Here is a 24502-nt window from a genome sequence, read left to right as displayed (position 1 = left end):
AATGATGGTCACAATGGGCTTCGGTCGAACGAGGCAGCGCCTCGGGCTGGCGCGATGTTGCATTGCGTCAGACAGGCCTACGCCGCCAGGCCCAACAAGCACAAGGAGCGACTATGAATCGAAAGCATCAACGCGCTGAGATGGCTTTGCATCGTGAACGGGTAAACGACAGCCTGCATGAGCTGCTTGCCGGGACGGAAGACCTGCTGCGTTCGACGGCTTCGTACACGGGCTCCGAAATCGAGGCGGCGCGTGCTCGCCTGAAGCGCCAATTGGCCGACGCGCGGGAATCCGCGGGCGATTGGGAAGGCATCGCCCGAGAGCGCGCGCGTCGCGCAACCGCCTATGCCGACGAGTATGTCCACGAGCACGCCTGGAAGTCGGTGGGCGTTGCCGCATTGATAGGCGCCGTGCTCGGCTGCTGCCTGTTGGCGGGCACCCGGCGCTAAAGGGCCATCATGAGGCCGCCTCCGGCCTGCGGCCGGGTCGGGCCGCGTCCGGACATGCCGCATTGGGCGTCCGGCGCGCGCCGGTGGGCGCGCGCGCTGCTGCTTGCCTGCGCCGCGTCCTTGCTGGCCGCTTGCGCCCGCGTGCCGGACGCGCAGGAGCGCCACGCCCGCGCGACGCAGGCGGGCCTGTCCGCCGACGCGGCTCGCGACAGCTATCGCCGCGGGCAGGGCATCGTGGCGGATGCGCGAACGCCCAAGGACGATTTCCTTGCGCGCCATCTGGCCGTGGAGCAGGCGGTCAGCGGCGCGCCGCTGGTGCCCGGCAACCGCGTGCGCCTGCTGGCGGACGGCCCCAGCACGTATAAGGCCATGCTGCAGTCCATCGGACAGGCGCGCCGATACGTCCACATGGAAACCTATATCTTCGACGACGATGCCGAAGGGGCGCGATTCGCCGAGGCGCTGATCGCGGCGCGCAACCGCGGCGCCGAGGTGTCCCTGATGGTCGATGCGGTCGGCACGCTCAAGACGCCCGACGCCTTGTTCGAGCGCTTGCGCGTAGCCGGGGTGCAGGTCGCGGTGTTCAACCCGGTGAACCCGGTCAGCGGCCGCGCCGGGTGGTCGCCCAACCAGCGCAACCACCGCAAGGTGCTGGTGGTGGACGGCAAGGTGGGCTACCTGGGCGGGATCAACGTCAGCAGCGTCTACCAGTCCTCGTCCTTGTCAGGGGGCGGGTCCGGCAGCGGGTCCGGGTCCGGAATCGGGTCCGGCGCGGGCAAGCCCGATGCGCAGCCTGCCGGCGACGCCAAGGGCGCGCCGTGGCGCGACACGCATCTGCGCATCGAGGGCCCGGCGGTGGCGCAGCTCGAGCAGATCATCCAGGCAGGGTGGGAGTCGCAGGCCAAGGAGCCGATCAAGGGCGGCGGCGCGCATGTGGCGCCGCCGATGGGAGATACAAGCGTGCGCATCCTGGCCAACCAGCCCGATCGCAGCGACGGATACACCGTCTATCTCACCCTGATGTCCGCTTTTGAAAGCGCGCAGAAGTCCATACACATCACCATGGCGTACTTCGTGCCGGATCCGGCCTTCATCGAAGTGCTGGCGGCTGCCGCGCGGCGCGGCGTGGACGTCGTGCTGGTGCTGCCGGGCTTTAGCGATTCGTCGCTGGTGTTCAATGCCGGACGCTCCCATTACACCGACCTGCTGCGCGCCGGCGTCAAGATCCACGAGCGGCGCGACGCGCTGCTGCACGCCAAGACGGCGGTGGTCGATGGCGTCTGGTCCACGGTGGGATCCAGCAACATGGACTGGCGCAGCTTCGCGTTGAACTACGAGGTCAACGCTGTGGTGCTGGGGCCGGAGTTCGCGGGCGAAATGGAAGCGCTGTTCCAGCGCGACGTGGCCGATTCGGTGCAGATCACGCCCGAGGCCTGGAAGGACCGGGGCGTGGATGACCGCTTCATGGAGTTCTTTTCGCGCATGTTCGAGCGCTGGCTGTAGCGCCCCGGCCGCAGCCGCTTCAGGCGTGGCCGGGCGCGGCTTGCGCGGCGTGTTCCCGCGCCAGGGCAGTGGTGATGTCATGCGTGGGCTGGAACGACTGGGCTTGCGCCATCGCCCAGCCTGCGCGGAACACCTGATGGCGGAATTCTCCGCGCAGCAGCTCGCCCGGCGCGAGTTCGGGGAACAGCGCGGACAGCAGGCGAATTTCGCTGGAAGAGATGCGGCGCGCGATATGGTGCGGACGCAATTGGCCGGGATGGGTCAGTCCGGCCGCCGCCAGCAGTTCGGCCAGCGCATGCAGGGTGTTCTTATGGAAGTTGGCGACGCGCTGCGCCTTGTCGGGCACGACCAGCGCGCGTTGGCGCAAGGGGTCCTGCGTGGTGACGCCGGTGGGGCACTTGCCGGTGTGGCAGGCCTGGGCCTGGATGCAGCCGATGGCGAACATGAAGCCGCGCGCGGCATTGCACCAGTCGGCGCCCATGGCCATGACGCGGGCCATGTCGAAGGCGGTGATGATCTTGCCGGACGCGCCCAGCTTGATGCGGTCCCGCAGGTTTACGCCGATCAGCGTGTTGTGGACCAGCCTGAGCGCTTCGCGCAACGGCGTGCCGACGTGGTCGACGAACTCCACGGGGGCGGCGCCCGTGCCGCCTTCCGCGCCGTCCACCACGATGAAATCCGGCGTGATGCCGGTCTCCAGCATGGCCTTGACGATCGCGAACCACTCCCACGGGTGGCCCACGCAGAACTTGAAGCCTACCGGCTTGCCGCCCGACAGTTCGCGCAGGCGCGCCACGAATTTCATCAGGCCGATGGGCGTATCGAAGGCGGAGTGGCTGGCCGGCGAGTTGCAGTCCTGCCAGGCGGCGACGCCGCGCGCCTCGGCGATCTCGGGCGTCACCTTGCCCGCGGGCAGGATGCCGCCGTGGCCGGGCTTGGCGCCCTGCGACAGCTTGATTTCGATCATCTTGACCTGCGGCGTACAGGCGTTCTTGACGAAGGCCTCCTCGGAGAACGCGCCGTGCTCGTCGCGGCAGCCGAAGTAGCCCGAGCCGATGTTCCACACCAGGCTGCCGCCCGGCTGGCGATGATAGCGGCTGATGCCGCCTTCGCCGGTGTCGTGCGCGAAGTCGCCCTGGCGGGCGCCTTCATTCAATGCCAGGACGGCATTGGCCGACAGCGCGCCAAAGCTCATGGCCGACACGTTGAAAGCCGACATGGAATAGGGCTGCTTGCACTCGGGGCCGCCCACGGTCACACGGAAGTCCGTGTCGTTGATGTGCGAGGGCGACATCGAATGGTTGATCCATTCGTAGCTGTCGCCGTAGACGTCTTCCTGCGTGCCGAAGGGGCGCTTGTCGATCTCGCGCTTGGCGCGCTGGTAGACGATGGAGCGCTGCGCGCGCGAGAACGGCGAGGCTTGCGTGTCGTCTTCCAGGAAGTACTGGCGAATCTCGGGCCGGATGAATTCGAACAGGAAGCGCAGGTTGCCCAGCACCGGGTAGTTGCGCCGGATGGCGTGCCGGGTCTGGATCAGGTCGTAGACGCCCAGCGCGCTCAGCAGCGCCAGCGGCACGGCGGCCGCCAGCCACCACAGCGAGCTTGCCGCGGCCAGGACGGCCGTGACTGCGGCGCCCGCCAGGGTCAAGAAAAAGGCCGAGTACCGGCCGGCAATCCAGTTCATGTCCATCTCCGTGTTGCGGAATGGAGCAACCATACACCAGCGAAGATGGCGAGCCGCCAAAAGAAAGGCCCCTCAGGGGGGCCTTTCTTGGAACACTGTTTCTCAGCAGCTGGATGCCGGCGGCGTCTTTTCGACGGCCAGGCCGAACAGCGGGCGCAGATGGACGCCCAGCGCGCTGCCGGCGAACGCCGCCGGCAGCCACAGCCACGCATGCAGGCTGCCCGACAGGATGCCGCTGAAGTAGGCGCCGATATTGCAGCCGAAGGCCAGGCGCGCGCCATAGCCCAGCAACAGGCCGCCGATGACGGCGCCAGCCAGCGAACGGGCGGGCACCTTCCAGATGGGCGCGAACTTGCCGGCGGCGCTGGCGGCGGCCAGCGCGCCCAGCATCAGGCCGATGTCCATGACGGTCGTGACGTCCTGGCGCAGCGGCGCGGCCAGCGACGGCTGCTTGCTCCAGTAGGCCCAGGTGGCCACGTCGCCGCCCACCGCGTCCAGCGCCTTGGCGCCCCACAGCGCGAAGGCGGACGTGATGCCCCATGGCCGTCCGGCCAGCGCCAGCGTGGCGAAGTTCAGCGCCACCAGCGCCACGCCGCCCCAGATCAGCGGCCACGGGCCTTGCAGCAGCGAGGCGGGCCGCGCGGTGCGCGAGGCGAATGAGATCACATGCCCGTGACGGCGCTTTTCCAGCGCCGTGGCGGCCCAGGCGATCAGCGCGAAGACCGCGAGGTTGGCGATGAGCGCGGGCGCCAGGCCCCAGGTCTTGATGAGCGAGGTGGGCGCCAGCGCGGGCAGGCTGGACCACCAGCCGAAGTTGGCGGTGGCGATCACCGAGCCCACGATGAAGAACAGCAGCGTGACCAGCATGCGGGTATTGCCGCCGCCAACGGCGAACAGCGTGCCTGATGCGCAGCCGCCGCCCAGTTGCATGCCGATGCCGAACAGGAAGGCGCCCAGCAGGACCGACACGCCCGGGGGCGACACGAAGCCGCTGACGGGCTGGCCGAACAGCGTGCCCGCGGCCAGGAAGGGAAAGAACAGCAGCACGCCGACGCCCAGCATGAACATCTGCGCGCGCAGGCCCGCGCCGCGCCGATCCGACACGAACACGCGCCAGGCCTGGGTGAAGCCGAACGAAGCGTGGTACAGGGTGACGCCGAGCAGGGCGCCGATCACCCACAGCGCGCCCTGGCGCCAGCTGACGGTCTGGTTCAGGTACAGCGCGCCGGCCAGCACCAGCAGGAGCGCGATCCAGAGCGGCTTGCGGTTGATCTGTATGGGCGGCAGGGCCGAGGGCAGGGGCAGGGAGGAAGCGTTGGCGCTCATGGGGAGTCCCGGGGGAATCAAAAACGTAAAAGCAAACGGGTGCGTAGCCGCACCCGTGGGGATAGCCGCCAGTCTAGAACGGCGGTCAAATATCTCAAAACATCAATTCATGATTGAATAATAACTAGAAGTTATATAAAGGGGAGGTCTCCCGGCTCATTGCAGCCGCCACACCAGCGCCGCCAGCGTCAGCAGCAGCACGGGCAGCGTCAGCACGATGCCCACCTTGAAGTAGTAGCCCCAGGTGATGCGCAGGCCCTTGCGCGCCAGCACATGCAGCCAGAGCAGCGTGGCCAGGCTGCCGATCGGCGTGATCTTGGGGCCGAGGTCGCTGCCGATGATGTTGGCATAGATCATCGCGTCTCTTACCGGACCCGTGGCGCTGGTGTCCGCGATGGACAAGGCGCCTATCAGCACGGTCGGCAGATTGTTCATGATGGACGACAGGAAGGCGGTGATGAGGCCGGTGCCCATTGCCGCGCCCCACAAGCCGTATTCCGCGAAATGGTCCAGCACGCGCGCCAGATGGGCCGTCAGGCCGGCATTGCGCAGGCCATACACCACCAGGTACATGCCGAGCGAGAAGATCACGATATGCCAGGGGGCCTCGCGCATGATGCGGCGGGTGCCGACCACATGCTGGCGGCCCGCGATCAGCAGCAGGCCCAGCGCGCCGGCGGCGGCGATGGCGCTGACGGGGATGCCCAGCGGCTCCAGGATGAAAAAGCCCGCCAGCAGCAGGCCCAGCACCACCCAGCCGGCGCGGAACGTGATCCGGTCGCGTATGGCCGAGGCGGGCGCCGGCAGTTGGCTCACGTCGTAGCGCGGCGGGATGCTGCGGTGAAAGAACAGCAGCAGCACGGCGAGCGTGGAGCCGACGGCCATCAGGTTCACGGGCAGCATCACCGAGGCGTATTCGCCGAAACCGATGCCGAAGAAGTCCGCCGACACGATGTTCACCAGGTTGGACACGATCAGCGCGATGCTGCCGGTGTCCGCGATGAAGCCCGCGGCCATCACGAAGGCCAGCGAGGCGCCCGGACCGAATCCCAGGGCCAGCAGCATCTCCATGACGATAGGCGTCAGGATCAGCGCGGCTCCGTCATTGGCGAACAGCGCGGAAACGGCGGCGCCCAGCAGGACGATCAGCACGAACAGCAGCCGTCCGCGTCCGCCGCCCCAGCGCGCCACGTGCAGCGCGGACCATTCGAAGAAGCCCGCTTCGTCCAGGATCAGGCTGGTGACGATGATGGCGATGAAGGTGGCGGTGGCGTTCCAGACGATGCGCCAGACGTCGGCGATGTCGGCCAGGTGAACCACGCCTGTGGCCAGCGCAAGGCCCGCGCCGATCACGGCGCTCCAGCCGATGGAAAGGCCTTTGGGCTGCCAGATGACCAGCGTGATGGTGAGCACGAAAATGGCGATGGCGAGCAGCATGGTCATGAATCAGGAAATGGGGTGGGCGCTGATCCAGGCCACCAGCAGGCTGACGGTCAGCACCGAAGCCACGGTGGAGACCAGGATGGCGCGCGAGGTCACGCGGGCATCGCGCCCGTACATCTTGGCCAGCATGAAGGGGCCGGTGCCGATCGGCAGCGCGCTCATCAGCACGGCGGTCCAGGCCCACAGCGGGGGCATGGGGAATATGTAGAAGGCCAGCACCGCCGTCACGGCTGGCTGCAGCAGGAGCTTGCCCGTCACCAGGCGCAGCACGCCGGGTCCCGCGCTGGAGGTTTCCGTTTGCGCCAGGAACAGGCCGATGGTCACCAGCGCGCAGGGGCTGGCGGAGGCGCCCAGCAAGGACACGTAGCGGTCCAGGCCTTCGGGCAGGGCCAGTCCGGTGGCGGCCCAGGCCAGGCCCAGCACCGGCGCGACCAGCAGGGGATTGCGCATCAGGGCGCGGCCGACCTTGAGCAGGGTTGCCGGCAGGTTGGGCGTCTGCTGGCGGTCGAACTCGATGAGCGCGATGGCAAAGCCGAACAGCACGCTGGCGGTGAGCAGCGTGGTGAAGGTGGCGGGCGCCAGGCTTTCCGCGCCAAATAGCGCCAGGCACAGCGGAATGCCCATGTAGCCGGCGTTGGCGTAGGACGCGGCCAGGCCCTCGATGCTGCGGTCGGTCAGCGCATGGGGGGCGCGCTTGCGCGGCAGGAAGGACACGAGGAAGGTGACGGCGATGCCGCCCGCGAACGCGCCGACGAACCCCCAGTGCGCCATGTGCGCCAGGTCCACCTGCGTCATGGCGCGAAACAGCAGCGCCGGCAAGGACAGGTAGACCACGTAGCGGTTCAGCGCGTCGGTGGCGCCGGGCCCTAGCACGCGCCACCGGGCGGCCAGCCAGCCGGTCAGGATCAGCGCAAAGACCGGCAGGGCGGCGGTGACAACGGCGTTCATGGGCGGGAGGGCGGGGGCGGGAAGGCGCCCATTCTACTTGGGCGCGCCGCGTGCCGTGCGCGTGACCAGCAGGATGCCCAGCGCGGCCAGCGCCATGCCCGGCCAGGCCAGGACGGGTATCGGCTCGTCCAGGACCAGCAGGGCGATGACGGCCGTGCACGGCGGAACCAGGAAGAACAGCGCGGACACGCGCGAGGCTTCGCCGTGGCGGATCATGGTCAGCAGCAGGGTGATTGCCACCAGGGAGTTGCCCACCACCAGATAGGCGAGCGAACCCAGCAGGGCGCCGGTCCATTCGATGTGCAGCGGCTCCAGCCAGAACGCCAGCGGCGCCGTGACGCCAAGCCCCACGCTGTATTGCACCAGGTTGGAGGTGACGGGATGGGTCTGCGAGCCGAAGCGTTTTTCGTACAGGGTGCCGCCGGTGATGCAAAGCAGGGCGCTCACCCCGAACAGCAGCCCCAGCGGCGCCAGCACATCGATCGAGGCCTTGGCGACGATGACCAGCGCGGCGCCCGAAACGCCGAGCGCGAGGCCCGCCCAGCGCCTGGCGTCGACCCGCTCATGCGCGATCGCCGGCGCCAGCAGGCCGATCAGAATGGGTTGCAGCGAGGTGATCAGCGCCAGCGCGCCCGCCGACATGCCTTGCTTGAGCGACAGGTAGGTGAAGCAGAAGTAGCCTGCCTGCAACAGCAGGCCGACCATCGCCAGGTGGCCCCAGGCGCTGGCGCCGGCAGGCAGGGGCGGACGCAGCACGAGCAGGAACGGCGCCAGAATGAGCACGACGCAGGCGTAGCGCAGCGCCAGGAACGTCAACGGATCGGCATAGGCCAGCCCCACCTTGAGCACGACGAAGCCGCTGGACCACAGAAGCAGGAAAAGCGCGGGCGCGGCTTTCAACCAGGCGGGAGGAGCGGCAGGCGGCATGGCGGAGCATGGGCGACGTGGGCAAGCCGCGATCGTACCCCTTTTCGTACTTCCTTCATCCCTGCGAGAATGCGGCGTAGGATTCTTTTATTCATTTGCTGCACGCGAGGGGAAGGACATGTCGACCAACAAACAAGCAACGGTGCGTATCGCTCTGGGGACCTGGGACCGCCTGCGGGAAGACGCCTATTCGGTTCGCCACGAGGTATTCGTGGTGGAGCAGAACGTGCCGCCCGAGGTCGAACTGGATGACGACGACGCAGTGTCCGTGCATGCCGTGGCCTATGGGCCCGACGGCACGCCGATGGGCACGGGGCGCCTGCTGCCCGACGGCCACATCGGCCGCATGGCCGTGCACAAGCGGGCGCGCGGCATGGGCGTGGGCAGCCAATTGCTGGACGCGCTGATCGGCCAGGGCCACGGCGACGGCCACCGCATGCTGGTGCTGCATGCGCAGACGCATGCGGCGGGCTTCTACGAGGCGCACGGCTTCACGGTGGAAGGCGAGGAATTCGTCGAGGCCGGCATTCCGCACGTGGTCATGACGCGCGTGCTGAAGTAGGGCGGGGCGTGTCGCCTTTGGGGGCGCCGGCTGGCCGGCCGGCCCTGAGGCGGCAGCCGGAAAAGAAAAAACCCCGGACGCTTTCGCGTACGGGGTTTTTCTTGGCGCATCACGACAGGTACCTCGTGATGTAATAATTGGTGCCCAGGAGAGGACTCGAACCTCCACACCTTGCGGCACACGGACCTGAACCGTGCGCGTCTACCAATTCCGCCACCTGGGCGCTGGTGCTTTACATTTTGCTTCGCTTTCGCGTTGTTTCGTGTTCAGCAGCAGAGGAACGAGATTATGCATACTTTTTTTAAAGTGTGCAAGTCGTCGCGCGTTTTTTTCACTTTTTTTTGTTCGGGCCGCTTTCGATATAGTGTCGCCCATGTCTCGTACCCTCTGCACGCGTTGCCTGCGTCCTCAATCGCACTGCCTTTGCGCCCTGATCCCCGCGCTTTCCTGCGCCACCCGCGTGGTGGTGCTGCAGCATCCCAGCGAGGCGCGCCACGCCTTGAACACGGCCAGGCTTGCGGTGCTTGGCCTGGCGGGGGCGCGCCGGGTGGTGGGCGAATATTTTTCCGAAAGCGATTTGGCGGCGCCTGGTCTTGCGCCGCGCCTGCTGTTTCCCGGCGATGGGGCCGAGGTGCTGGAACCGGGCTACGGGCAGGACCTGGGCCTGCCCATCCAGCTGATCGTGCCGGACGGCACTTGGGGGCATGCGCGCAAGCTGCTGCATATCAATCCCGCGCTTGCCGCCTTGCCGCGGGTGATGCTGCCCCCCGGCCTGTCCACGCGCTATCGGGTGCGCCACGCCGATGTGCCGGGCGCCTTGTCCACCATCGAGGCGGTGACGCATGCGTTAAACGCCATCGAGGCCCCGCGCAACTTCGACGCGCTGCTCAAGCCTTTTGAAGCCCTGATCGACGGGCAGATCGACGGCATGGGCGCGGATCTGTATGCGCGCCATCATTTGAATCGCAAGGTTCCCTGGCGTTGAGGAAAGGGAATTTTGGCGCGCCGGGATAATCCGGGGCGGGGCGCAAGCCCAACTTGGACCCGTTTGGATAATATGGACGGCGCGCGATCCTGGTTTAACCGCGCAAAGCAAAAGCCCCGAAAATCTTTCGATTTCCGGGGCTTTTTAGCCTTTGCTCTCAGGGCAATCGAAGATTGCCCTGATTAGAATTCCGTGGTGCCCAGGAGAGGACTCGAACCTCCACACCTTGCGGCACACGGACCTGAACCGTGCGCGTCTACCAATTCCGCCACCTGGGCACTGAGAGATACTGTCAGAACTATGTGCTACGCTGCCGCTCTAGTTGCATCGCTTGGTTCAACATTTAACTAAACTGTTGAACTAAAACATGCGTCCCGAGCGCAGTTGGTTTTACAATGGGTCTATTCAACCCCTCTGACCATTTTCTGCTTCAGTGTTCAGCCTTGGGCGAACCACAGAAGCTGCGCATTATATACGGAAATTTTAGCTTTGGCAAAACGATCGAATAACGAATCGAATAACAACAGATCAACACCCTTGCCCGAAGCGCCGCCGGACTTCGACCCTGATGTCCCGTCCCGTGAAGCCATCCTGACGGCGCTGCGCGCCGCGGGTTCGCCGTTGTCTCCGGTTGAACTGGCCGAGCGCATGGGCGTGGAGCGTGCGGCGACGATGGTGGGGTTTGAGCGCCGCCTGGGCGCCATGGAGCGCGACGGGCAATTGATGCCCAACCGCAAGGGCGTGCTGCTGCTGGCTACCAAGCTGGACTTCGTCGCCGGCAAGGTGCTGGGCCACCGCGACGGCTTCGGCTTCCTGCTGCGCGACGACGGCGGGCCCGATCTGTTCCTGTCCCCGCGCGAAATGCTCAAGGTGCTGCACGGCGACCGCGTGCTGGTCAAGCCGACGGGCGAATACCGGGGCAAGCCGGAAGGCACCATTGTCGAAGTCATCGAACGCCGCACCAACAAGCTGGTGGGGCGCTTCCTGCACGAGCACGGCCTGTCCATCGTCGCGCCCGAGGACCAGCGCATCAAGCACGACATCCTGATTCCGCCCAGCGACACCAATGGCGCCCAGCACGGGCAGGTCGTCGCGGTGGAAATCATGGCGCAGCCCACGCGCCATACGCAGCCGCTGGGCCGCGTGGCCGAGGTGCTTGGCGAGATCGACGATCCCGGCATGGAGATCGAGATCGCGGTGCGCAAGTTCGACGTGCCGGTCGAGTTTTCGGAAGCCGCCCGCAAGCAGGCCGCGCGCCTGCCCGACGTGGTGACGAAGGCCGACCTGAAGGGCCGGGTGGACTTGCGCGACGTGCCGCTCATCACCATTGACGGCGAAGACGCGCGCGACTTCGACGATGCGGTGTATTGCGAACCGGTGGAGCTTGGCACCGGCCAGCGCAAGCGTCCCGGCTGGCGCCTGCTGGTGGCCATTGCCGACGTCAGCCACTACGTGCGTCCGGGCGATGCGCTGGACGACGACGCCATCGAGCGCGGCACCAGCGTGTACTTCCCGCGCCGCGTCATCCCCATGCTGCCCGAGTCGCTGTCCAACGGCCTGTGCTCGCTGAATCCTGACGTTGACCGCCTGGTGCTGGTGTGCGACATGGTCATCCCCGCCACGGGCGCCAAGGCCGGCACGGTCACGGCCTACCAGTTCTATAACGCGGTCATGCACTCGCATGCGCGGACCACCTACACGAATATCTGGGCCGCCCTGCAGCAGCCCGGCGGTCCGGCCGCGCACGCGATGCGCAGCGTCATGCCCCACGTCCAGCATCTGTACGAGCTCTTCCAGTTGCTGTCGCAGGGGCGCAAGAAGCGCGGCGCCATCGACTTCGACACCGTCGAGACCAAGATCGTCTGCAACGAACTGGGACGCATCGAACAGATCGTGCCGTCCGTGCGCAACGATGCGCACAAGCTGATCGAAGAGTGCATGCTGGCCGCCAACACCTGCGCGGCCGACTTCATGACGCGCAGCAAGCATCCCGGCCTGTACCGCATCCATGAAGGCCCGACGCCGGAACGCCTGCTGTCGCTGCGCGAGTTCCTGCGCACGATGGGGCTGTCGCTGGGAGGGGGCGATGCGCCCACGGCCAAGGATTACGGCGAGTTCCTCGATTCGGTGCGGGGCCGCCCCGACTATCAGCTGCTGCAGTCCATGTGCCTGCGCTCCATGCAGCAGGCCGTCTACAGCCCGGACAACATGGGCCACTTCGGCCTGTCCTATCCGGGCTACAGCCACTTCACGTCGCCGATCCGCCGCTATCCCGACCTGCTCACGCACCGCGTGATCAAGGCCCTGCTGGCCGGGCAGCGCTATGTGCCCAGCCTGGACGACCACGCCGTGGTCATCGGCCGCACGCAGCGCGAGCATGAGCACGCCATCTGGGAAAAGATGGGCCTGGTGCTGTCGGCCACCGAGCGCCGCGCGGACGAGGCGTCGCGCGATGTCGAGGCCTGGCTCAAGTGCTGGTTCGTCAAGGAGCGCGTGGGCGAGGATTTCAGCGGCACCGTCACCGGCGTGGCCAGCTTCGGCATCTTCGTCACGCTGGACACGCTGCACGTCGAGGGCCTGGTGCACGTCTCGGAGCTGGGCGGCGAGTACTTCCAGTTCAACGACGGCCTGCACGAGCTTCGCGGCGAGCGCACGGGCATGCGCTACCGCCTGACCGACAAGGTGCAGGTGCAGGTGTCGCGCGTGGATCTCGAAGCGCGCCGCATCGAATTCCGCCTGGTGCAGGGCACCAGCTTCGACGCATTGCGCAAGGCGGCCGCCCGCGGGCCCGACGAGCCGGTGCGCCGCGTGAAGAAAGCGGCATCGCCCAAGCCCGCCGCCCTGAAGGGCCAGACCGCCAAGGAAAGGCGCGCCGAGGCCAAGAAGGCCAGCAAGCCGCCCAAGGCGGCCAAGCGCGCCGCGCCGGCCAAGAAGGCTGTCCACAAGCGGCACTGACGCGCGATTCACGTTCCTTATGGCCATGCCGTCGTTTGGCGGCGCGGCCTTAAGGGGTAACATTGCGGTTATGGCCGGCTTGGTCCGGTGGCCCGCCCCGCTCTGGGGCGGGTATTCGTTTATCTAAAGGTATTGCATTTATGGCGTCGACCCAAGTTCTGGCCGGGTTTCACGCGGTGGTCGCGCGGCTGCGCCACGCGCCCGAGTCGATCAAGGAAATCTATGTCGAGGCCTCGCGCCGCGACAAGCGCATGCAGACGCTCATCGAACAGGCGGAAAAGGCGGGGTGCCGCTTGCATCCGGTCCCGATGGAGCGCCTGGACGGCCTGTCGCGCGGCACGCGCCACCAGGGCGTCGTGGCGCTGGCCGATGAGCGCCAGCTCGCGGTCGATGTCGACGAGGTGCTCGACGTGATCGAGGGGCCGCCTCTGCTGCTGATTCTTGACGGCGTGACCGACCCCCACAACCTGGGCGCCTGCCTGCGCACCGCGGATGCCGCGGGCGTGCACGCCGTGATCGCGCCGCGCGACCGGGCCGTCGGCCTGAACGCGACCGTGCAGCGCGTGGCTTGCGGCGCGGCGGACACCGTGCCCTACCTGATGGTGACCAACCTGGCGCGCACCATGCGCAGCCTGAAGGACCGCGGGGTATGGCTGGTGGGCACCGACGACCAGGCCACCGGCAGCATGCACCAGATCGATGCGCGCCAGCCGATGGGGTGGGTCATGGGCGCCGAAGGCGAGGGCATGCGCCGCCTGACGCGCGAAACCTGCGACCAGCTCGTGAACATTCCCATGCTGGGTTCGGTTGAAAGCCTGAACGTCAGCGTGGCCAGCGCCGTCTGCCTGTACGAAACCGTGCGCCAGCGCCAGGCGTAATTTGTCCGCCGCCCTTATTTTGTAGATTCCCTTTTTTCGCGTCAGCCCATCATGCACCAGAACGGCTTTACCACCACGATCCTCCATTCCGACCGCAATCAATCCGTCGAGCACGGAGCGGTGCACAAGCCGATGCATCCGTCGTCGGAGTTCGCGTACGACGATGCGCGCGAGCTGGCCGCGGTATTCCAGGGCAAGGCGGGCTTCACCTACGCGCGCCAGGGCACGCCCACGACCACCGCGCTGGAAGCCAAGATCAACCAGATGGAAGGCGGCAAGGGTACGGTCAGCTTCGCGACCGGCATGGCCGCGCTGTCGGCCATTTTCACGACGCTGCTGCGCCGCGGCGATCATCTGGTGTCGAGCCAGTTCGTGTTCGGCAATACGAACAGCCTGTTCGGCACGCTGCAGGAGCTGGGCGTGGAGATCACCTTCGTGGATGCGACGGATTCGTCGCAGGTGCGCGCGGCGATCCAGCCCAATACGCGCATGGTCTTCACCGAGACGATCGCCAACCCGGGCACGCAGGTCGCCGACCTGGCCGTGATCGGCGGGATCTGCCGCGAGAAGGGGCTGGTCTACGTCGTGGACAACACGCTGACCTCGCCGTGGATGTTCCGTCCCTCGACGGTCGGCGCGTCGCTCGTGATGAATTCGCTGTCCAAGTACATCGGCGGACATGGCAACGCCTTGGGCGGAGCCGTGACGGATACCGGCCTGCATGACTGGGCCGGCGACGGCAACATCCATGAAGCCTATCGCAAGGGCCCGTCCACCGGCTGGGGCCTGACGCAGATCAAGAAGAAGGGGCTGCGCGACATGGGCGGCACGCTGGCCGCGGAGCCGGCGCACCGCATCGCGGTGGGCGCCGAGACGCTGGCCCTGCGCATGGCCAAGCACTGCGCGAACGCGCTGGCCCTGGCGCGCTTTCTTGAAGAGCACCCCGGCGTGGCCAAGGTGCATTACCCGGGCCTTGCCGGCCACCCGCAGCACGCGCGTGCGGCGGCGCTGTTCGGTTCGCGCTTTGGCGGGCTGCTGGGCGTGGAGCTGGCAGACGGCGTGGATTGCTTCGATTTCCTGAACCGCCTGCGCATCGTGCTGATGGCGACCCATCTGGGCGACACGCGCAGCCTTGCGCTGCCCGCCGCCCACACCATCTATTACGAGATGGGCGCCGAACGCCGCAAGCAGATGGGCATTGCGGACAGCCTGATCCGCGTGTCGGTGGGCATCGAGGACGAAGCGGATCTGCTGTTTGATTTCGATCAGGCCCTCAATGGTTGCCTGAAGGGATAATCCGGCACGTGCGCGCCTGGCCGATGGGCGCGCGGGCAACGCAATCGGGGTAGGACCCATGCTCATACAGATCGCAGAAGTATTCACGCAGCAGGAGGCGGCTGATATCCGGCGCCGGCTGGACGCCGCCGATTGGGTGGATGGCAAGGTCACCGCGGGCTACCAGTCGGCCGAAGTGAAGCGCAACCGCCAGCTGCCGGAGCAGCATCCCTTGGCGCAGGAGCTGGGCGGCCTGATCCTGCAGCGCCTTGCGGGCAACAATCTGTTCATGTCGGCCGCCTTGCCGCGCAAGATTTTCCCGCCGCTGTTCAACCGCTACGAAGGCGGCGAGGCCTTCGGCTATCACGTGGACAATGCCGTGCGTGGCATCGCGGGCACGGCGGAACGCATGCGCACCGACTTGTCGGCCACGCTGTTCTTCTCCGATCCCGATTCGTACGACGGCGGCGAACTCGTCATCGACGACACCTACGGCCCGCGCGCGGTGAAGCTGCCGGCGGGGCATATGGTGCTGTACCCGGGCACCAGCCTGCACAAGGTCAATCCGGTGACTCGCGGCGCGCGCGTCAGTTCGTTTTTCTGGATGCAAAGCCTGGTGCGCGAAGACAGCCAGCGCGCCTTGCTGCTGGACATGGACGTGGCCATACAGCGTCTGAACCAGGACGTGGCGGGGCATGCATCCATCGTGCAGCTCACGGGCATCTATCACAACCTGCTGCGCCGCTGGGCCGATGTTTGATGAAGCTTAAAGTGTTTTCTCAGGGTGTCGCGCAAACCCCTAAATGCGCGTTTTTGTTTATTGCGAAAACGCCTAAAAGCTAGTATTGACGCGGGTTACGGTGAGGTTTTCGCTTGACAGCCGCTCCACGCCAAGGCCTAATACATGTCTGCGTCGCTGACGGTTTGAAGGCATTTATGCCATCGAAACCTAAGCGGCGCAGCAGTTTAAAAGTTGTGCTTTGCAGCGCAAGAAAATAGTTTATCCACTGTCTGTTCGTCGTTTGTCGGGTCTCTGCGTCTCTTTGTGGCGTTCAATCATGACAGCCATGAACTGCACTCCCGGCAGACTCAATACCTTGTGAGGGGTACTCCTGAATGAACAAAACCGAACTCATCGATCACATCGCCAGCAAGGCCGATATCTCCAAGGCTGCAGCCGGCCGCTCGCTCGACGCCCTGATCGGTGCCGTCAAGACCACCCTGAAGAAGGGCGGTACGGTCACGCTGGTTGGCTTTGGCACCTTTGCCGTGTCGGCTCGCGCCGCGCGCACCGGCCGTAACCCGCGCACCGGCGAGACCATCAAGATCAAGAAGGCCAAAGTGCCGAAGTTCCGTCCGGGCAAGGCCCTGAAGGACGCCGTCAACTGATAGGCGGCAGGCGGATCGCAGGGCTTGTCCCGCGATTTGCCGACAAGTACGCGGTCCGGTATACTCCGGCCCGCGTATTGCTTTTGAGTGCCCTAGTTGGCAGTTGCCTTGCACGAATTTTCGTCTTGCAGCTGCACCGAAACGGGTGCTTAGCTCAGTTGGTAGAGCGGCGCCTTTACACGGCGTAGGTCACAGGTTCGACCCCTGTAGCACCCACCAAAAGCACATCAGCCAGCAGCACCCCGAATCGCTTCAGAAGCGTATTTCCGCATACAAACCCGCACACGGCGCCGTGGCGGGTTTTTTGTTTTGTCGCTTCTGGTTTGATTCTGATCAGGGGTGTTACGCTGTCCCAGACGAAATACAACGTGCGAATCATTCGCATTTAAGATATTATGACGGGCTTGTACCGGTCAGCCGGCGTCGCTTTCTTGTGCGCGTCATTTCCCTGGCTGGCCGGAAAAGTCAATGCACCCTGGCTGATTCATGCCTAGTCTTCAACGCGGTTGGAATTCTTCTTCGCGGTCTTCTTTTGGTATACGCGCAGGCGCTGGCCTCGCGGTTGTCGCGCTTCACGCGGCGGTGATCGGCGCCATCTTCATGGCGCCGGAAAGTCGTCCTGAACTGGAGGAACCCGAGGCAATCATGGTGAGCGTGGTGGACGCCCCCATTCCCCAGATCGCCAAAGCCGAACCCACTCCTGAAGTGCCGCAGCCGGTGACGGAAACGCCGCCCGAGCCCCAGCCCGAGATCGAGCCCGAACCGGAGCCCGAACCCGAATTGAAGCCCGAGCCGGAACCTGAGCCCGAGCCGGTGGTTGAGAAGCCGCCGATGCCGGCGCCCAAGCCCAAGCCCAAGCCGAAACCCAAGCCCCAGCCCAAGCAGGAAGTCAAACCCCAGCCCAAGCTGGAGACGCCGCCCCAGCAGACGCCGCCCAGCGGCGCGCCGGAAGGCACGCAGGCGCCGCAGGGGCCGCAGCAAGGGCCGCCGCCTGATCAGCCCGTGTTGGTCTCCAGCATCGAGTTCCAGGGCGCGCGCCCCATGCCGAATTACCCGATGGCGTCGCGCCGCATGCGGGAAGAGGGCCGCGTGGTGGTGCTGGTGGAAATCAATACCCAGGGGCTGGTCGAGCGGGCAACCATCGATGCGTCCTCAGGCTTTCCCCGCCTGGACGAATCGGCTCTGGCCGCCGCCCGCAAGGGGCGTTTCAAGCCGTATACCCGTAATGGCGTGGCCTACGCCGCCAAAGCCAAAATTCCGTTCGATTTCGTAATGAGGAACTGAGATGTCCAACGCACTGCATAGCGCCACCCTGGTGGCGCAGGCGACCACCAGCCCGGCAGCCCCGGCTGCCGCCGCCGCTGCGCCTGCCGCTGCCGCTGCCGCGGCCGCGCCCGCAGCTCAACAGGCCGCCACGGCTGCTGGCGGCGTCGCCCAGCAAGCCGCCGGCGCCGTTTCCCAATCGGCCGACGCGCTGCACAGCGCCGCCGCCGCGCTGCCCGCGGCTCCGGCTCCGGCAGCCGTTCCCGACATGGGCTTCCTGCACTTCGTCGCCCAGAGCGACGTCGTCGGCAAGAGCCTGTTCATCATCCTGATCCTCATGTCGCTGGTGACCTGGTACCTGATCCTGGTCAAGGCCGGCAGCAACGTCAGCATGCGCAAGCGCTCGGCCGACTTCCTGAACAAGTTCTGGAACGCCAGCTCGCTTGAGCAGGTCGAGCACGAGATCAGCACGCACGGCGCGCGCGACCCGTTCTCGCATCTGGCCAGCCATGCCATGCACGCCCAGGCGCACCACAACAAGTTCGGCGCGACCAAGCTGGAAGAGTCGGGCAGCAATTCCGACTTCGTCACGCGCACCATGCGCAAGGTGATCGACGAAGAAACCGCCAAGCTGGAAAACGGCCTGACGGTGCTGGCTTCGGTGGGTTCGACGGCGCCGTTCGTGGGCCTGTTCGGCACGGTCTGGGGCGTGTACCACGCCCTGGTCGGCATCGGCCTGTCCGACGGCGTGACCATCAACCGCATCGCCGGTCCGGTGGGCGAGGCGCTGATCATGACGGGCCTGGGCCTGGCGGTGGCAATTCCCGCCGTGCTGGCGTACAACACCTTTGTGCGCAACAACCGCGTGTACTTGTCGCGCTTGGATGCGTTCGCGCATGATCTGTTTGCGTTCCTGACCACCGGCCAGCAAGTGACGCTGTCCGACGGCAAGGTGCGCGCGCTGCGCCGCCAGAACGGCGTCGCGGTCCAACGCGGGAGCGAATAATGGCCTTTGGCAGCTTTGAGGGTAAAGGATCCGGGAGCCACGCGGTTTCCGAGATCAACATGGTGCCCCTGATCGACGTCATGCTGGTGCTGCTGGTGATCTTCATCATCACGGCGCCGCTGCTGGCGCATTCGATCAAGATCAACATGCCCCAGGTGGCCGCCGAGCAGATCGAGGAAGAACCCAAGACCGTGGACCTGGCCATCGATGCCGGCGGCGCGCTGTTCTGGGACGAGAAGCCGGTCAACATCGACGACCTGCCCAATCGCTTCAAGTCGATCGCCGGCACCAAGCCGCAACCCGAGATCCGCATTCGCGCCGATCAGAACACCCGCTACGAAACGCTGGCCAAGGTCATGGCCTCGGCTCGCCGCTCGGGTATGACGCGCATCGGGTTCGTCACCACGCCGCCCTCGGGCGGCTCCCCGGCAGCCGGCGCGGAGGCGGGCGGCGCGGCCGCTCCGGCTCCCGCCGCGGCCCCGTCCGGCAGGTGAACGATTCCCGGGAAAGGGGGCGCATTTCGCGCCCCTTTTTTTCGGGATCGCGCTAGAATCGCGGCATGCGAGTTCTGGTAATCGAAGACGACACCACCCTGGGCCATGCGCTCCAGGAATTTCTGGCCGACCAGGGGTATGCGGTCGACTGGCTGACCGAAGGCGACCGGGTTCTGGGCGCGTTGGCGGGCCAGCCCTATGACCTCATGCTGCTCGACCTAAACCTTCCCGGCATGAGCGGGCTGGATGTCCTGCGGCAGTTGCGCCAGGACTGCAACCAGGTCCCCGTGCTGATTCTCACCGCCCGCGATGGCATCGAAGACCGCGTTGCCGGCCTGGATGCGGGGGCGGACGACTACGTTACCAAGCCTTTCGAACTGCCCGAGCTGGCGGCGCGCGTGCGCGCCTTCGGCCGCCGCCGCGCCGGACAGGCTCAGCCGCTGATCGAAGTGGGCCCGCTGGTGTTCGACACGGTCGGTCGCGAAGTCCGCGCCAATGGCCAGCGCCTGTCGCTGTCCGTGCGCGAACTTTCCGTCCTGGAAATGCTGATGGCCCGCGTTGGCCGCGTCGTGACCAAGCGCCAGATCGTCAATTCGCTGTCCGCCTGGGACGCGGATTTCAGCGAAAACGCGGTCGAAGTCTACGTGTACCGCTTGCGCAAGCGCCTGGAAGGCACGGGCGCCAGCATCCAGACGGTGCGCGGCTTCGGCTACATGCTGGATGTGGAAACGGCCTGACGGGCCGGCCGCGGCAGGCTCGCACCCGCCGCGCGCATCCATCCACCCAAGCGAGGGCTTCGCGTCATGACGCAACGCATACCTCCCGCATTTCCTGCTCCGCGACCCTTGCTCCCTTCCCGTTCGCTTGCCCGGCATCTGGTTATCCGGCTGATGCCCCCCATCCTGCTGCTCGTCCTGCTGGACCTGGCGGCGACCTGGGTCATCACGCACAAGATCGACATGTCGCTCTGGATGCTGGAGGACTTCTTCTGGCTGATGGTCGTGGGGCAGGTGGCGCTGATCGCGCTGTTCACCTGGGTGGTGGTGCAGGGCGTGCGGTCCGGCCTGCGTTCGGTGAACCATTTGTCCGAGGAAATCCGCCAACGCTCCATCGACGACATGCAGCCGCTGGAAGTGGCGGGCGTGCCCGTGGAGATCGAGCCGCTGGTGACCCATACCAATGACCTGCTGCTGCGGCTGGACGCGTCGCTGGCGGCGCAACGGCGCTTCATCGGCCATGCGGCGCATCAGTTGCGCACGCCGCTGTCCGGCCTGCGGCTGGAATCCGAGCTGATGCTGGCGCGCCCCTTGCCCGACGACGTGCGGGCGCGGGCGGAGCGCATCAAGGCGGTCAGCGACCGCATGATCCGGCTGGGCCAGCAGCTGCTGGTGCTGGCGCGCGCCGATCCCAATGCCCGCCCGCAAGACAGCTTTGTGCGCATCGACCTGTGCGAATGGGTGCGGGTGCATGGCGCCGAGTGGTTCCCGCGCGTGCGGGAAGCCCATTATGAATTGGACCTGGCGGCGCCGGACACGCCCATCTGGATCGACGCCGATCCCTTGCTGCTGGCGGAGCTGCTGGGCAACCTGATCGACAACGCGCTGCGCTACGGCAACCCCACGGGCCGCATCACGCTGATCGTCGGCGCCAATCCGCCGTCGCTGACAGTGGAAGACGACGGGCCCGGTATTCCCCCCGAGGAACGGGACCGCGTCTTCGAAGCCTTCTACCGGTCGCCCACCGCCACGGCGGGGGGATCGGGGTTGGGCCTGGCCATCGTGCGCGAGATCGCGCATGCGCATGGCGCCTGGTGGAAGCTCACCAGCCGCCCGGATTTCTCCGGCACACGGCTTTCCGTCGTGTTTCCCGGCCCCCGCAAAGGGGCTCAACTCACTCGTCAAGAACCCACATCATGAGCCAGGGTACGGTTAGCGCTCCTTCCTCGTCCGTAGGCCTGGCAGGCGGCGCGCATGCGCCCTCGTCGCGCGCGGCCCTTATTCTTGGGGCGCTGGGCGTGGTGTACGGCGATATCGGCACCAGCCCCTTGTACACGCTGCGGGCCTGCCTGACCGGCCTGAGCGTGCATACGGACCTGGAGCCGGCCCACCTGCTGGGCGTGCTGTCCATCCTGTTCTGGATGCTGATGGTGGTGGTTTCCTTGAAGTACGTGACCCTGGTGCTGCGCGCGGACAACCGGGGCGAGGGCGGCACGCTGGCGCTGCTGGAACTGGCGGTGCGCGCGCGGGAGGGCAAGATGCGCTGGGTGCTGATCGTGCTGGGGATTTTCGGCGCGGCGCTGTTCTACGGCGACAGCATGATCACGCCGGCCATTTCGGTGCTGTCGGCGTTGGAGGGGATCGGCATCGTGTCGCACCAGCTGGACGCCTGGGTGGTGCCGATCGCCCTGGTGGTGCTGGTGGCGCTGTTTGCGATCCAGTCGCACGGCACGGGCGCGATGGGCAAGCTGTTCGGTCCGGTGATGCTGCTGTGGTTCGGCACGCTGGCCGCCCTGGGCGCCTGGCAGATCTGGCAGACGCCCGAGGTGCTGGCGGCGTTGAACCCGATGTATGGCCTGCGCTTCATCATTGAGTTCCCCTGGATCAGCTTCGTGCTGCTGGGCGCGGTGGTGCTGGCGCTGACGGGCGCCGAGGCGCTGTACGCCGACATGGGCCACTTCGGCCGCCCGGCCATCCGCGGCGCCTGGTTCAGCATGGTGCTGCCGGCGCTGACCTTGTGCTATTTCGGCCAGGGCGCGCTGTTGCTGCGCGACCCCACGGCGATCCGCAATCCGTTCTTCCTGATGGCCCCCGAATGGGGGCTGGCGCCGCTGGTGGCGCTGGCCACCATCGCGACGATCGTGGCCTCGCAGGCGGTGATTTCCGGCGCGTATTCGGTGACGCGCCAGGCGGTGCAGCTGGGTTTCTGGCCGCGCATGCAGATCCTGCACACGTCGGCGGTCGAGAAGGGCCAGATCTATCTGCCCCAGGTCAACGCGTTGCTGCTGTGCGCGGTGCTGGTCCTGGTGCTGTGGTTCCAGAGTTCGGACAACCTGGCGGCGGCCTACGGATTCGCCGTGACGGGCACCATGCTGACGACGTCGGTGCTGGCGTTCGCGGTGCTGCCGCGCGGCAGCGCCGGGGTCAAGCGCGTGCTGTGGTTCACGGTGCTGGGCCTACTGCTGCTGCTCGATGTGCTGCTGTTTTCGGCCAACGTCTTCAAGATCCATGAAGGCGGCTGGCTGCCGCTGGTGGTGGCGATCGTGGTGTTCACGCTGATGATGACGTGGCGCCGCGGCCGCCATCTGCTGTCCGATATGCAGCAGCGGGACCGCCAGCCGCTCAAGGAGTTCATGGAGCAGCTCGAGGAATACCCGCCGTCGCGCGTGCCGGGCACCGCCATCTTCATGACGATGAATTCGGGCAACGTGCCGCCGGCGCTGCTGCACAATCTGAAGCACAACAAGGTGCTGCATGACCATGTGCTGTTCCTGACGATCCTGGTGGCGGATGTGCCGTACATTTCGCCGGAAGAGCGTTTTGTCGTGCAGAAGCTGAGCGCATCGAGCTGGACGGCGACGGTCAATTACGGCTTCAAGGAAGATCCCGACGTGCCGGAGGCGCTGCGGCTGGTGGCCGAGGCGTATCCGGAGCTGGACCTGGAGCCGATGCGTACGTCTTATTTCCTGTCGCGCCAGACGGTGGTGGCGGCGAAGAAGCCGGCGCTGTCGCGGTGGCGGCGGACGGTGTTTTCATTCATGGCGCGGAACTCGACGCGGAGCACGAAGTTCTTCAAGATTCCGGCGAACCGGGTTGTGGAGATGGGGATGCAGGTCGAGTTGTAGTTTTTTTGGGCTCCGCCGGCTGAGGCATGACGGCCGCTGGGACGGCTTGCTAGGGTTCTCGCCTGCTGCGGGATGGTGGCTGAAGGTCTTGCGGGCGTCGCCCCAGGCCGGCCGCGCGGGCGGCCTTTTGGGGCTTTTGCGGTGTCTTGCGGTGGTGCGATGGTTGATGTCGCGCCCAATAAAAAACCCCTCGGCTTTCCGAGGGGTTTTTTGTTGGCCTTGAAGAATTACTTCTTCTTGGCTGCGTCCGTCAGCTGGGGCAGCGACGTGCCGCTGGAGGACAGCAGGCCGGTCTTCACGTAGGTGAAGAGCTTTTCGCGGGTGTCGACGATGTCGAGGTTGCGCATGGTCAGCTGGCCGATGCGGTCTGCCGGCGTGAAGGGGGCGTTTTCCACCTTCTCCATGGACAGGCGCTCGGGCGCGTACGTGAGGTTGGCCGATTCGGTGTTCAGCAGCGAATAGTCGTTGCCGCGGCGCAGTTCGATAGTGACTTCGCCGGTGATGGCGCGGGCGACCCAGCGCTGGGCGGTTTCGCGCAGCATGATGGCCTGCGGGTCGAACCAGCGGCCCTGGTACAGCAGGCGGCCCAGCTTGCGGCCGTTTTCGCGGTACTGCTCGATGGTGTCTTCGTTGTGGATGCCGGTGACCAGGCGTTCGTAGGCGATGAAGAGCAGGGCCAGGCCCGGGGCTTCGTAGATGCCGCGGCTCTTGGCTTCGATGATGCGGTTTTCGATCTGGTCGCTCATGCCCAGGCCGTGGCGGCCGCCGATGCGGTTGGCTTCCAGCAGCAGTTCGACGGGGTCGCTGTATTCAACGCCGTTCAGGGCGACCGGCTGGCCTTCCTCGAAGCGGACCGTGACTTCCTCGGCCTTGACGGCCACATCGTCGCGCCAGAACGCCACGCCCATGATGGGCTTGACGATGCGGATGCCGGAGTTCAGCTGTTCCAGGTCCTTGGCTTCGTGGGTGGCGCCCAGCAGGTTCGAGTCGGTCGAGTAGGCTTTTTCGGCCGACATCTTGTAGTCGAAGCCGGCTTGGCGCATGTATTCGGACATTTCCGAACGGCCGCCCAGTTCGTCGATGAAGCGCTGGTCCAGCCAGGGCTTGTAGATCTTCAGTTCCGGGTTGGTGAGCAGGCCGTAGCGGTAGAAGCGCTCGATGTCGTTGCCCTTGAAGGTGCTGCCGTCGCCCCAGATGTTGACGTTGTCTTCCTTCATGGCGGCCACCAGCATCGTGCCGGTGACGGCGCGGCCGATGGGCGTCGTGTTGAAGTACGTGATGCCGGCGGTCGAGATGTGGAACGCGCCCGCTTGCAGGGCGGCGATGCCTTCGGCGACCAGCTGCTGGCGGCAGTCGATCAGGCGGGCGTTTTCGGCGCCGTAGGCCATGGCCTTGCGGGGGATCTCGTCGTAGTCGGACTCGTCGGGCTGGCCCAGGTTCGCGGTATAGGCGTACGGGATGGCGCCGTTGTTGCGCATCCACAGGAGCGCCGCGCTGGTGTCGAGGCCGCCGGAAAAGGCGATGCCGACCTTCTGGCCGGTGGGAAGGTTCGGGAGGATAGTGGTCATTGTTTG

Annotated in this window: 21 protein-coding genes and 3 tRNA genes; 16 read left to right on the top strand and 8 right to left on the bottom strand. The window is 66.2% G+C overall.

Going from position 1 to position 24502, the window contains the following annotated elements; all coding sequences use genetic code 11:
* Positions 1–113: 113 nt before the first annotated feature.
* Together ACFWP0_RS09000 and ACFWP0_RS08995 are read left to right on the top strand one after the other, a co-directional pair.
* Positions 114–449 carry a YqjD family protein gene (locus ACFWP0_RS09000; RefSeq protein ID WP_377841336.1) on the top strand — a complete coding sequence of 112 codons (336 nt, stop codon included), beginning with the start codon at positions 114–116 and terminating at the stop codon, positions 447–449.
* A gap of 54 nt (positions 450–503) precedes the next feature.
* On the top strand, positions 504–1952 hold the full coding sequence (locus ACFWP0_RS08995) for a phosphatidylserine/phosphatidylglycerophosphate/cardiolipin synthase family protein (RefSeq protein ID WP_377841857.1): 1449 nt from the start codon (positions 504–506) through the stop codon (positions 1950–1952).
* 19 nt (positions 1953–1971) lie between these two features.
* Here the strand turns inward: ACFWP0_RS08995 and ACFWP0_RS08990 are convergent, their stop codons facing one another.
* The 5 genes from ACFWP0_RS08990 to ACFWP0_RS08970 all read right to left on the bottom strand — a co-directional run bounded on the left by ACFWP0_RS08990 (position 1972) and on the right by ACFWP0_RS08970 (position 8280).
* Positions 1972–3636, bottom strand: a complete 1665-nt coding sequence (locus ACFWP0_RS08990) for an FMN-binding glutamate synthase family protein (protein ID WP_377841334.1) — start codon at positions 3634–3636, stop codon at positions 1972–1974.
* A 102-nt stretch (positions 3637–3738) separates the two neighbouring features.
* A complete protein-coding gene (locus ACFWP0_RS08985) occupies positions 3739–4962 on the bottom strand; it encodes a YeeE/YedE family protein (RefSeq protein ID WP_377841333.1) in 1224 nt (407 codons plus the stop codon).
* Positions 4963–5118: 156 nt separating this feature from the next.
* Complete coding sequence (locus tag ACFWP0_RS08980; RefSeq protein WP_377841855.1) at positions 5119–6399, bottom strand: arsenic transporter; 1281 nt, start codon at positions 6397–6399, stop codon at positions 5119–5121.
* Between the two features lie 9 nt (positions 6400–6408).
* Positions 6409–7353, bottom strand: a complete 945-nt coding sequence (locus ACFWP0_RS08975; protein WP_377841332.1) for an AEC family transporter — start codon at positions 7351–7353, stop codon at positions 6409–6411.
* 33 nt (positions 7354–7386) lie between these two features.
* Positions 7387–8280 (bottom strand): DMT family transporter, encoded by an 894-nt coding sequence (locus ACFWP0_RS08970; RefSeq protein ID WP_377841330.1) that lies wholly within the window; start codon positions 8278–8280, stop codon positions 7387–7389.
* 118 nt (positions 8281–8398) lie between these two features.
* Here ACFWP0_RS08970 and ACFWP0_RS08965 point away from each other — a divergent pair, with 118 nt between their 5' ends.
* Positions 8399–8842, top strand: a complete 444-nt coding sequence (locus ACFWP0_RS08965; RefSeq protein ID WP_377841329.1) for a GNAT family N-acetyltransferase — start codon at positions 8399–8401, stop codon at positions 8840–8842.
* 138 nt (positions 8843–8980) lie between these two features.
* Here ACFWP0_RS08965 and ACFWP0_RS08960 read toward each other — a convergent pair.
* A tRNA-Leu gene (locus ACFWP0_RS08960) sits at positions 8981–9065 on the bottom strand.
* A gap of 150 nt (positions 9066–9215) precedes the next feature.
* On the opposite strand from ACFWP0_RS08960, the gene ACFWP0_RS08955 reads away from it, so the two are divergent.
* Positions 9216–9827: a tRNA-uridine aminocarboxypropyltransferase gene (locus ACFWP0_RS08955; protein ID WP_377841327.1), complete on the top strand. Its 612-nt coding sequence runs from the start codon at positions 9216–9218 to the stop codon at positions 9825–9827.
* Between the two features lie 193 nt (positions 9828–10020).
* On the opposite strand, the gene ACFWP0_RS08950 is transcribed toward ACFWP0_RS08955, so the two are convergent.
* Positions 10021–10105, bottom strand: a tRNA-Leu gene (locus ACFWP0_RS08950).
* 211 nt (positions 10106–10316) lie between these two features.
* Between ACFWP0_RS08950 and rnr the strand changes: the two genes are divergently transcribed.
* From rnr to ACFWP0_RS08890, 12 genes are all read left to right on the top strand, one after another.
* A complete protein-coding gene (gene rnr, locus ACFWP0_RS08945) occupies positions 10317–12782 on the top strand; it encodes a ribonuclease R (RefSeq protein WP_377841325.1) in 2466 nt (821 codons plus the stop codon).
* 140 nt (positions 12783–12922) lie between these two features.
* Positions 12923–13660 (top strand): 23S rRNA (guanosine(2251)-2'-O)-methyltransferase RlmB, encoded by a 738-nt coding sequence (gene rlmB, locus ACFWP0_RS08940; protein ID WP_377841323.1) that lies wholly within the window; start codon positions 12923–12925, stop codon positions 13658–13660.
* Between the two features lie 51 nt (positions 13661–13711).
* The gene (locus tag ACFWP0_RS08935; protein WP_377841321.1) at positions 13712–14956 is read left to right on the top strand and encodes a cystathionine gamma-synthase family protein; all 1245 of its coding nucleotides are present in this window, start codon (positions 13712–13714) and stop codon (positions 14954–14956) included.
* Between the two features lie 58 nt (positions 14957–15014).
* Entirely contained in the window at positions 15015–15695 is a 681-nt protein-coding gene (locus ACFWP0_RS08930) for a Fe2+-dependent dioxygenase (RefSeq protein WP_377841320.1), read from the top strand.
* Between the two features lie 356 nt (positions 15696–16051).
* Positions 16052–16324, top strand: coding sequence for an HU family DNA-binding protein (locus tag ACFWP0_RS08925; RefSeq protein WP_003812968.1), 273 nt, complete (start codon positions 16052–16054; stop codon positions 16322–16324).
* Positions 16325–16467: 143 nt separating this feature from the next.
* Positions 16468–16543: transfer RNA gene (locus ACFWP0_RS08920), tRNA-Val, on the top strand.
* Between the two features lie 267 nt (positions 16544–16810).
* Entirely contained in the window at positions 16811–17608 is a 798-nt protein-coding gene (locus tag ACFWP0_RS08915) for an energy transducer TonB (RefSeq protein WP_377841319.1), read from the top strand.
* A gap of 1 nt (position 17609) precedes the next feature.
* Complete coding sequence (locus ACFWP0_RS08910; protein WP_377841317.1) at positions 17610–18593, top strand: MotA/TolQ/ExbB proton channel family protein; 984 nt, start codon at positions 17610–17612, stop codon at positions 18591–18593.
* Positions 18593–19087: an ExbD/TolR family protein gene (locus ACFWP0_RS08905; protein WP_377841316.1), complete on the top strand. Its 495-nt coding sequence runs from the start codon at positions 18593–18595 to the stop codon at positions 19085–19087. The genes ACFWP0_RS08910 and ACFWP0_RS08905 overlap by 1 nt, the downstream gene beginning before the upstream one ends.
* A 65-nt stretch (positions 19088–19152) precedes the next feature.
* A complete protein-coding gene (locus ACFWP0_RS08900) occupies positions 19153–19824 on the top strand; it encodes a response regulator transcription factor (RefSeq protein WP_377841315.1) in 672 nt (223 codons plus the stop codon).
* A 66-nt stretch (positions 19825–19890) separates the two neighbouring features.
* Positions 19891–21003 carry a sensor histidine kinase gene (locus tag ACFWP0_RS08895; protein ID WP_377841313.1) on the top strand — a complete coding sequence of 371 codons (1113 nt, stop codon included), beginning with the start codon at positions 19891–19893 and terminating at the stop codon, positions 21001–21003.
* Positions 21000–22928: a potassium transporter Kup gene (locus ACFWP0_RS08890; RefSeq protein ID WP_377841312.1), complete on the top strand. Its 1929-nt coding sequence runs from the start codon at positions 21000–21002 to the stop codon at positions 22926–22928. Before ACFWP0_RS08895 ends, ACFWP0_RS08890 begins: the two co-directional genes overlap by 4 nt.
* 227 nt (positions 22929–23155) lie before the next feature.
* Here the strand turns inward: ACFWP0_RS08890 and argG are convergent, their stop codons facing one another.
* Positions 23156–24496 (bottom strand): argininosuccinate synthase, encoded by a 1341-nt coding sequence (gene argG, locus ACFWP0_RS08885; protein ID WP_171663195.1) that lies wholly within the window; start codon positions 24494–24496, stop codon positions 23156–23158.
* Between the last annotated feature and the right edge of the window lie 6 nt (positions 24497–24502).

This window comes from Achromobacter sp. NPDC058515 (assembly GCF_042721735.1).
GTDB lineage: Bacteria > Pseudomonadota > Gammaproteobacteria > Burkholderiales > Burkholderiaceae_B > Achromobacter.
Note: the sequence above shows the minus strand (reverse complement) of the source record. Positions and strands in the feature narration are given on the sequence as shown.

What these genes read in the sequence shown, in the direction of transcription:
- ACFWP0_RS09000 (WP_377841336.1), top strand. Translation starts at nt 114, where the DNA reads ATGAATCGAAAGCATCAACGCGCTGAGATGGCTTTGCATCGTGAACGG.
- ACFWP0_RS08995 (WP_377841857.1), top strand. Translation starts at nt 504, where the DNA reads ATGCCGCATTGGGCGTCCGGCGCGCGCCGGTGGGCGCGCGCGCTGCTG.
- ACFWP0_RS08990 (WP_377841334.1), bottom strand. Translation starts at nt 3,636, where the DNA reads ATGAACTGGATTGCCGGCCGGTACTCGGCCTTTTTCTTGACCCTGGCG.
- ACFWP0_RS08985 (WP_377841333.1), bottom strand. Translation starts at nt 4,962, where the DNA reads ATGAGCGCCAACGCTTCCTCCCTGCCCCTGCCCTCGGCCCTGCCGCCC.
- ACFWP0_RS08980 (WP_377841855.1), bottom strand. Translation starts at nt 6,399, where the DNA reads ATGCTGCTCGCCATCGCCATTTTCGTGCTCACCATCACGCTGGTCATC.
- ACFWP0_RS08975 (WP_377841332.1), bottom strand. Translation starts at nt 7,353, where the DNA reads ATGAACGCCGTTGTCACCGCCGCCCTGCCGGTCTTTGCGCTGATCCTG.
- ACFWP0_RS08970 (WP_377841330.1), bottom strand. Translation starts at nt 8,280, where the DNA reads ATGCCGCCTGCCGCTCCTCCCGCCTGGTTGAAAGCCGCGCCCGCGCTT.
- ACFWP0_RS08965 (WP_377841329.1), top strand. Translation starts at nt 8,399, where the DNA reads ATGTCGACCAACAAACAAGCAACGGTGCGTATCGCTCTGGGGACCTGG.
- ACFWP0_RS08955 (WP_377841327.1), top strand. Translation starts at nt 9,216, where the DNA reads ATGTCTCGTACCCTCTGCACGCGTTGCCTGCGTCCTCAATCGCACTGC.
- rlmB (WP_377841323.1), top strand. Translation starts at nt 12,923, where the DNA reads ATGGCGTCGACCCAAGTTCTGGCCGGGTTTCACGCGGTGGTCGCGCGG.
- ACFWP0_RS08935 (WP_377841321.1), top strand. Translation starts at nt 13,712, where the DNA reads ATGCACCAGAACGGCTTTACCACCACGATCCTCCATTCCGACCGCAAT.
- ACFWP0_RS08930 (WP_377841320.1), top strand. Translation starts at nt 15,015, where the DNA reads ATGCTCATACAGATCGCAGAAGTATTCACGCAGCAGGAGGCGGCTGAT.
- ACFWP0_RS08925 (WP_003812968.1), top strand. Translation starts at nt 16,052, where the DNA reads ATGAACAAAACCGAACTCATCGATCACATCGCCAGCAAGGCCGATATC.
- ACFWP0_RS08915 (WP_377841319.1), top strand. Translation starts at nt 16,811, where the DNA reads ATGCCTAGTCTTCAACGCGGTTGGAATTCTTCTTCGCGGTCTTCTTTT.
- ACFWP0_RS08910 (WP_377841317.1), top strand. Translation starts at nt 17,610, where the DNA reads ATGTCCAACGCACTGCATAGCGCCACCCTGGTGGCGCAGGCGACCACC.
- ACFWP0_RS08905 (WP_377841316.1), top strand. Translation starts at nt 18,593, where the DNA reads ATGGCCTTTGGCAGCTTTGAGGGTAAAGGATCCGGGAGCCACGCGGTT.
- ACFWP0_RS08900 (WP_377841315.1), top strand. Translation starts at nt 19,153, where the DNA reads ATGCGAGTTCTGGTAATCGAAGACGACACCACCCTGGGCCATGCGCTC.
- ACFWP0_RS08895 (WP_377841313.1), top strand. Translation starts at nt 19,891, where the DNA reads ATGACGCAACGCATACCTCCCGCATTTCCTGCTCCGCGACCCTTGCTC.
- ACFWP0_RS08890 (WP_377841312.1), top strand. Translation starts at nt 21,000, where the DNA reads ATGAGCCAGGGTACGGTTAGCGCTCCTTCCTCGTCCGTAGGCCTGGCA.
- argG (WP_171663195.1), bottom strand. Translation starts at nt 24,496, where the DNA reads ATGACCACTATCCTCCCGAACCTTCCCACCGGCCAGAAGGTCGGCATC.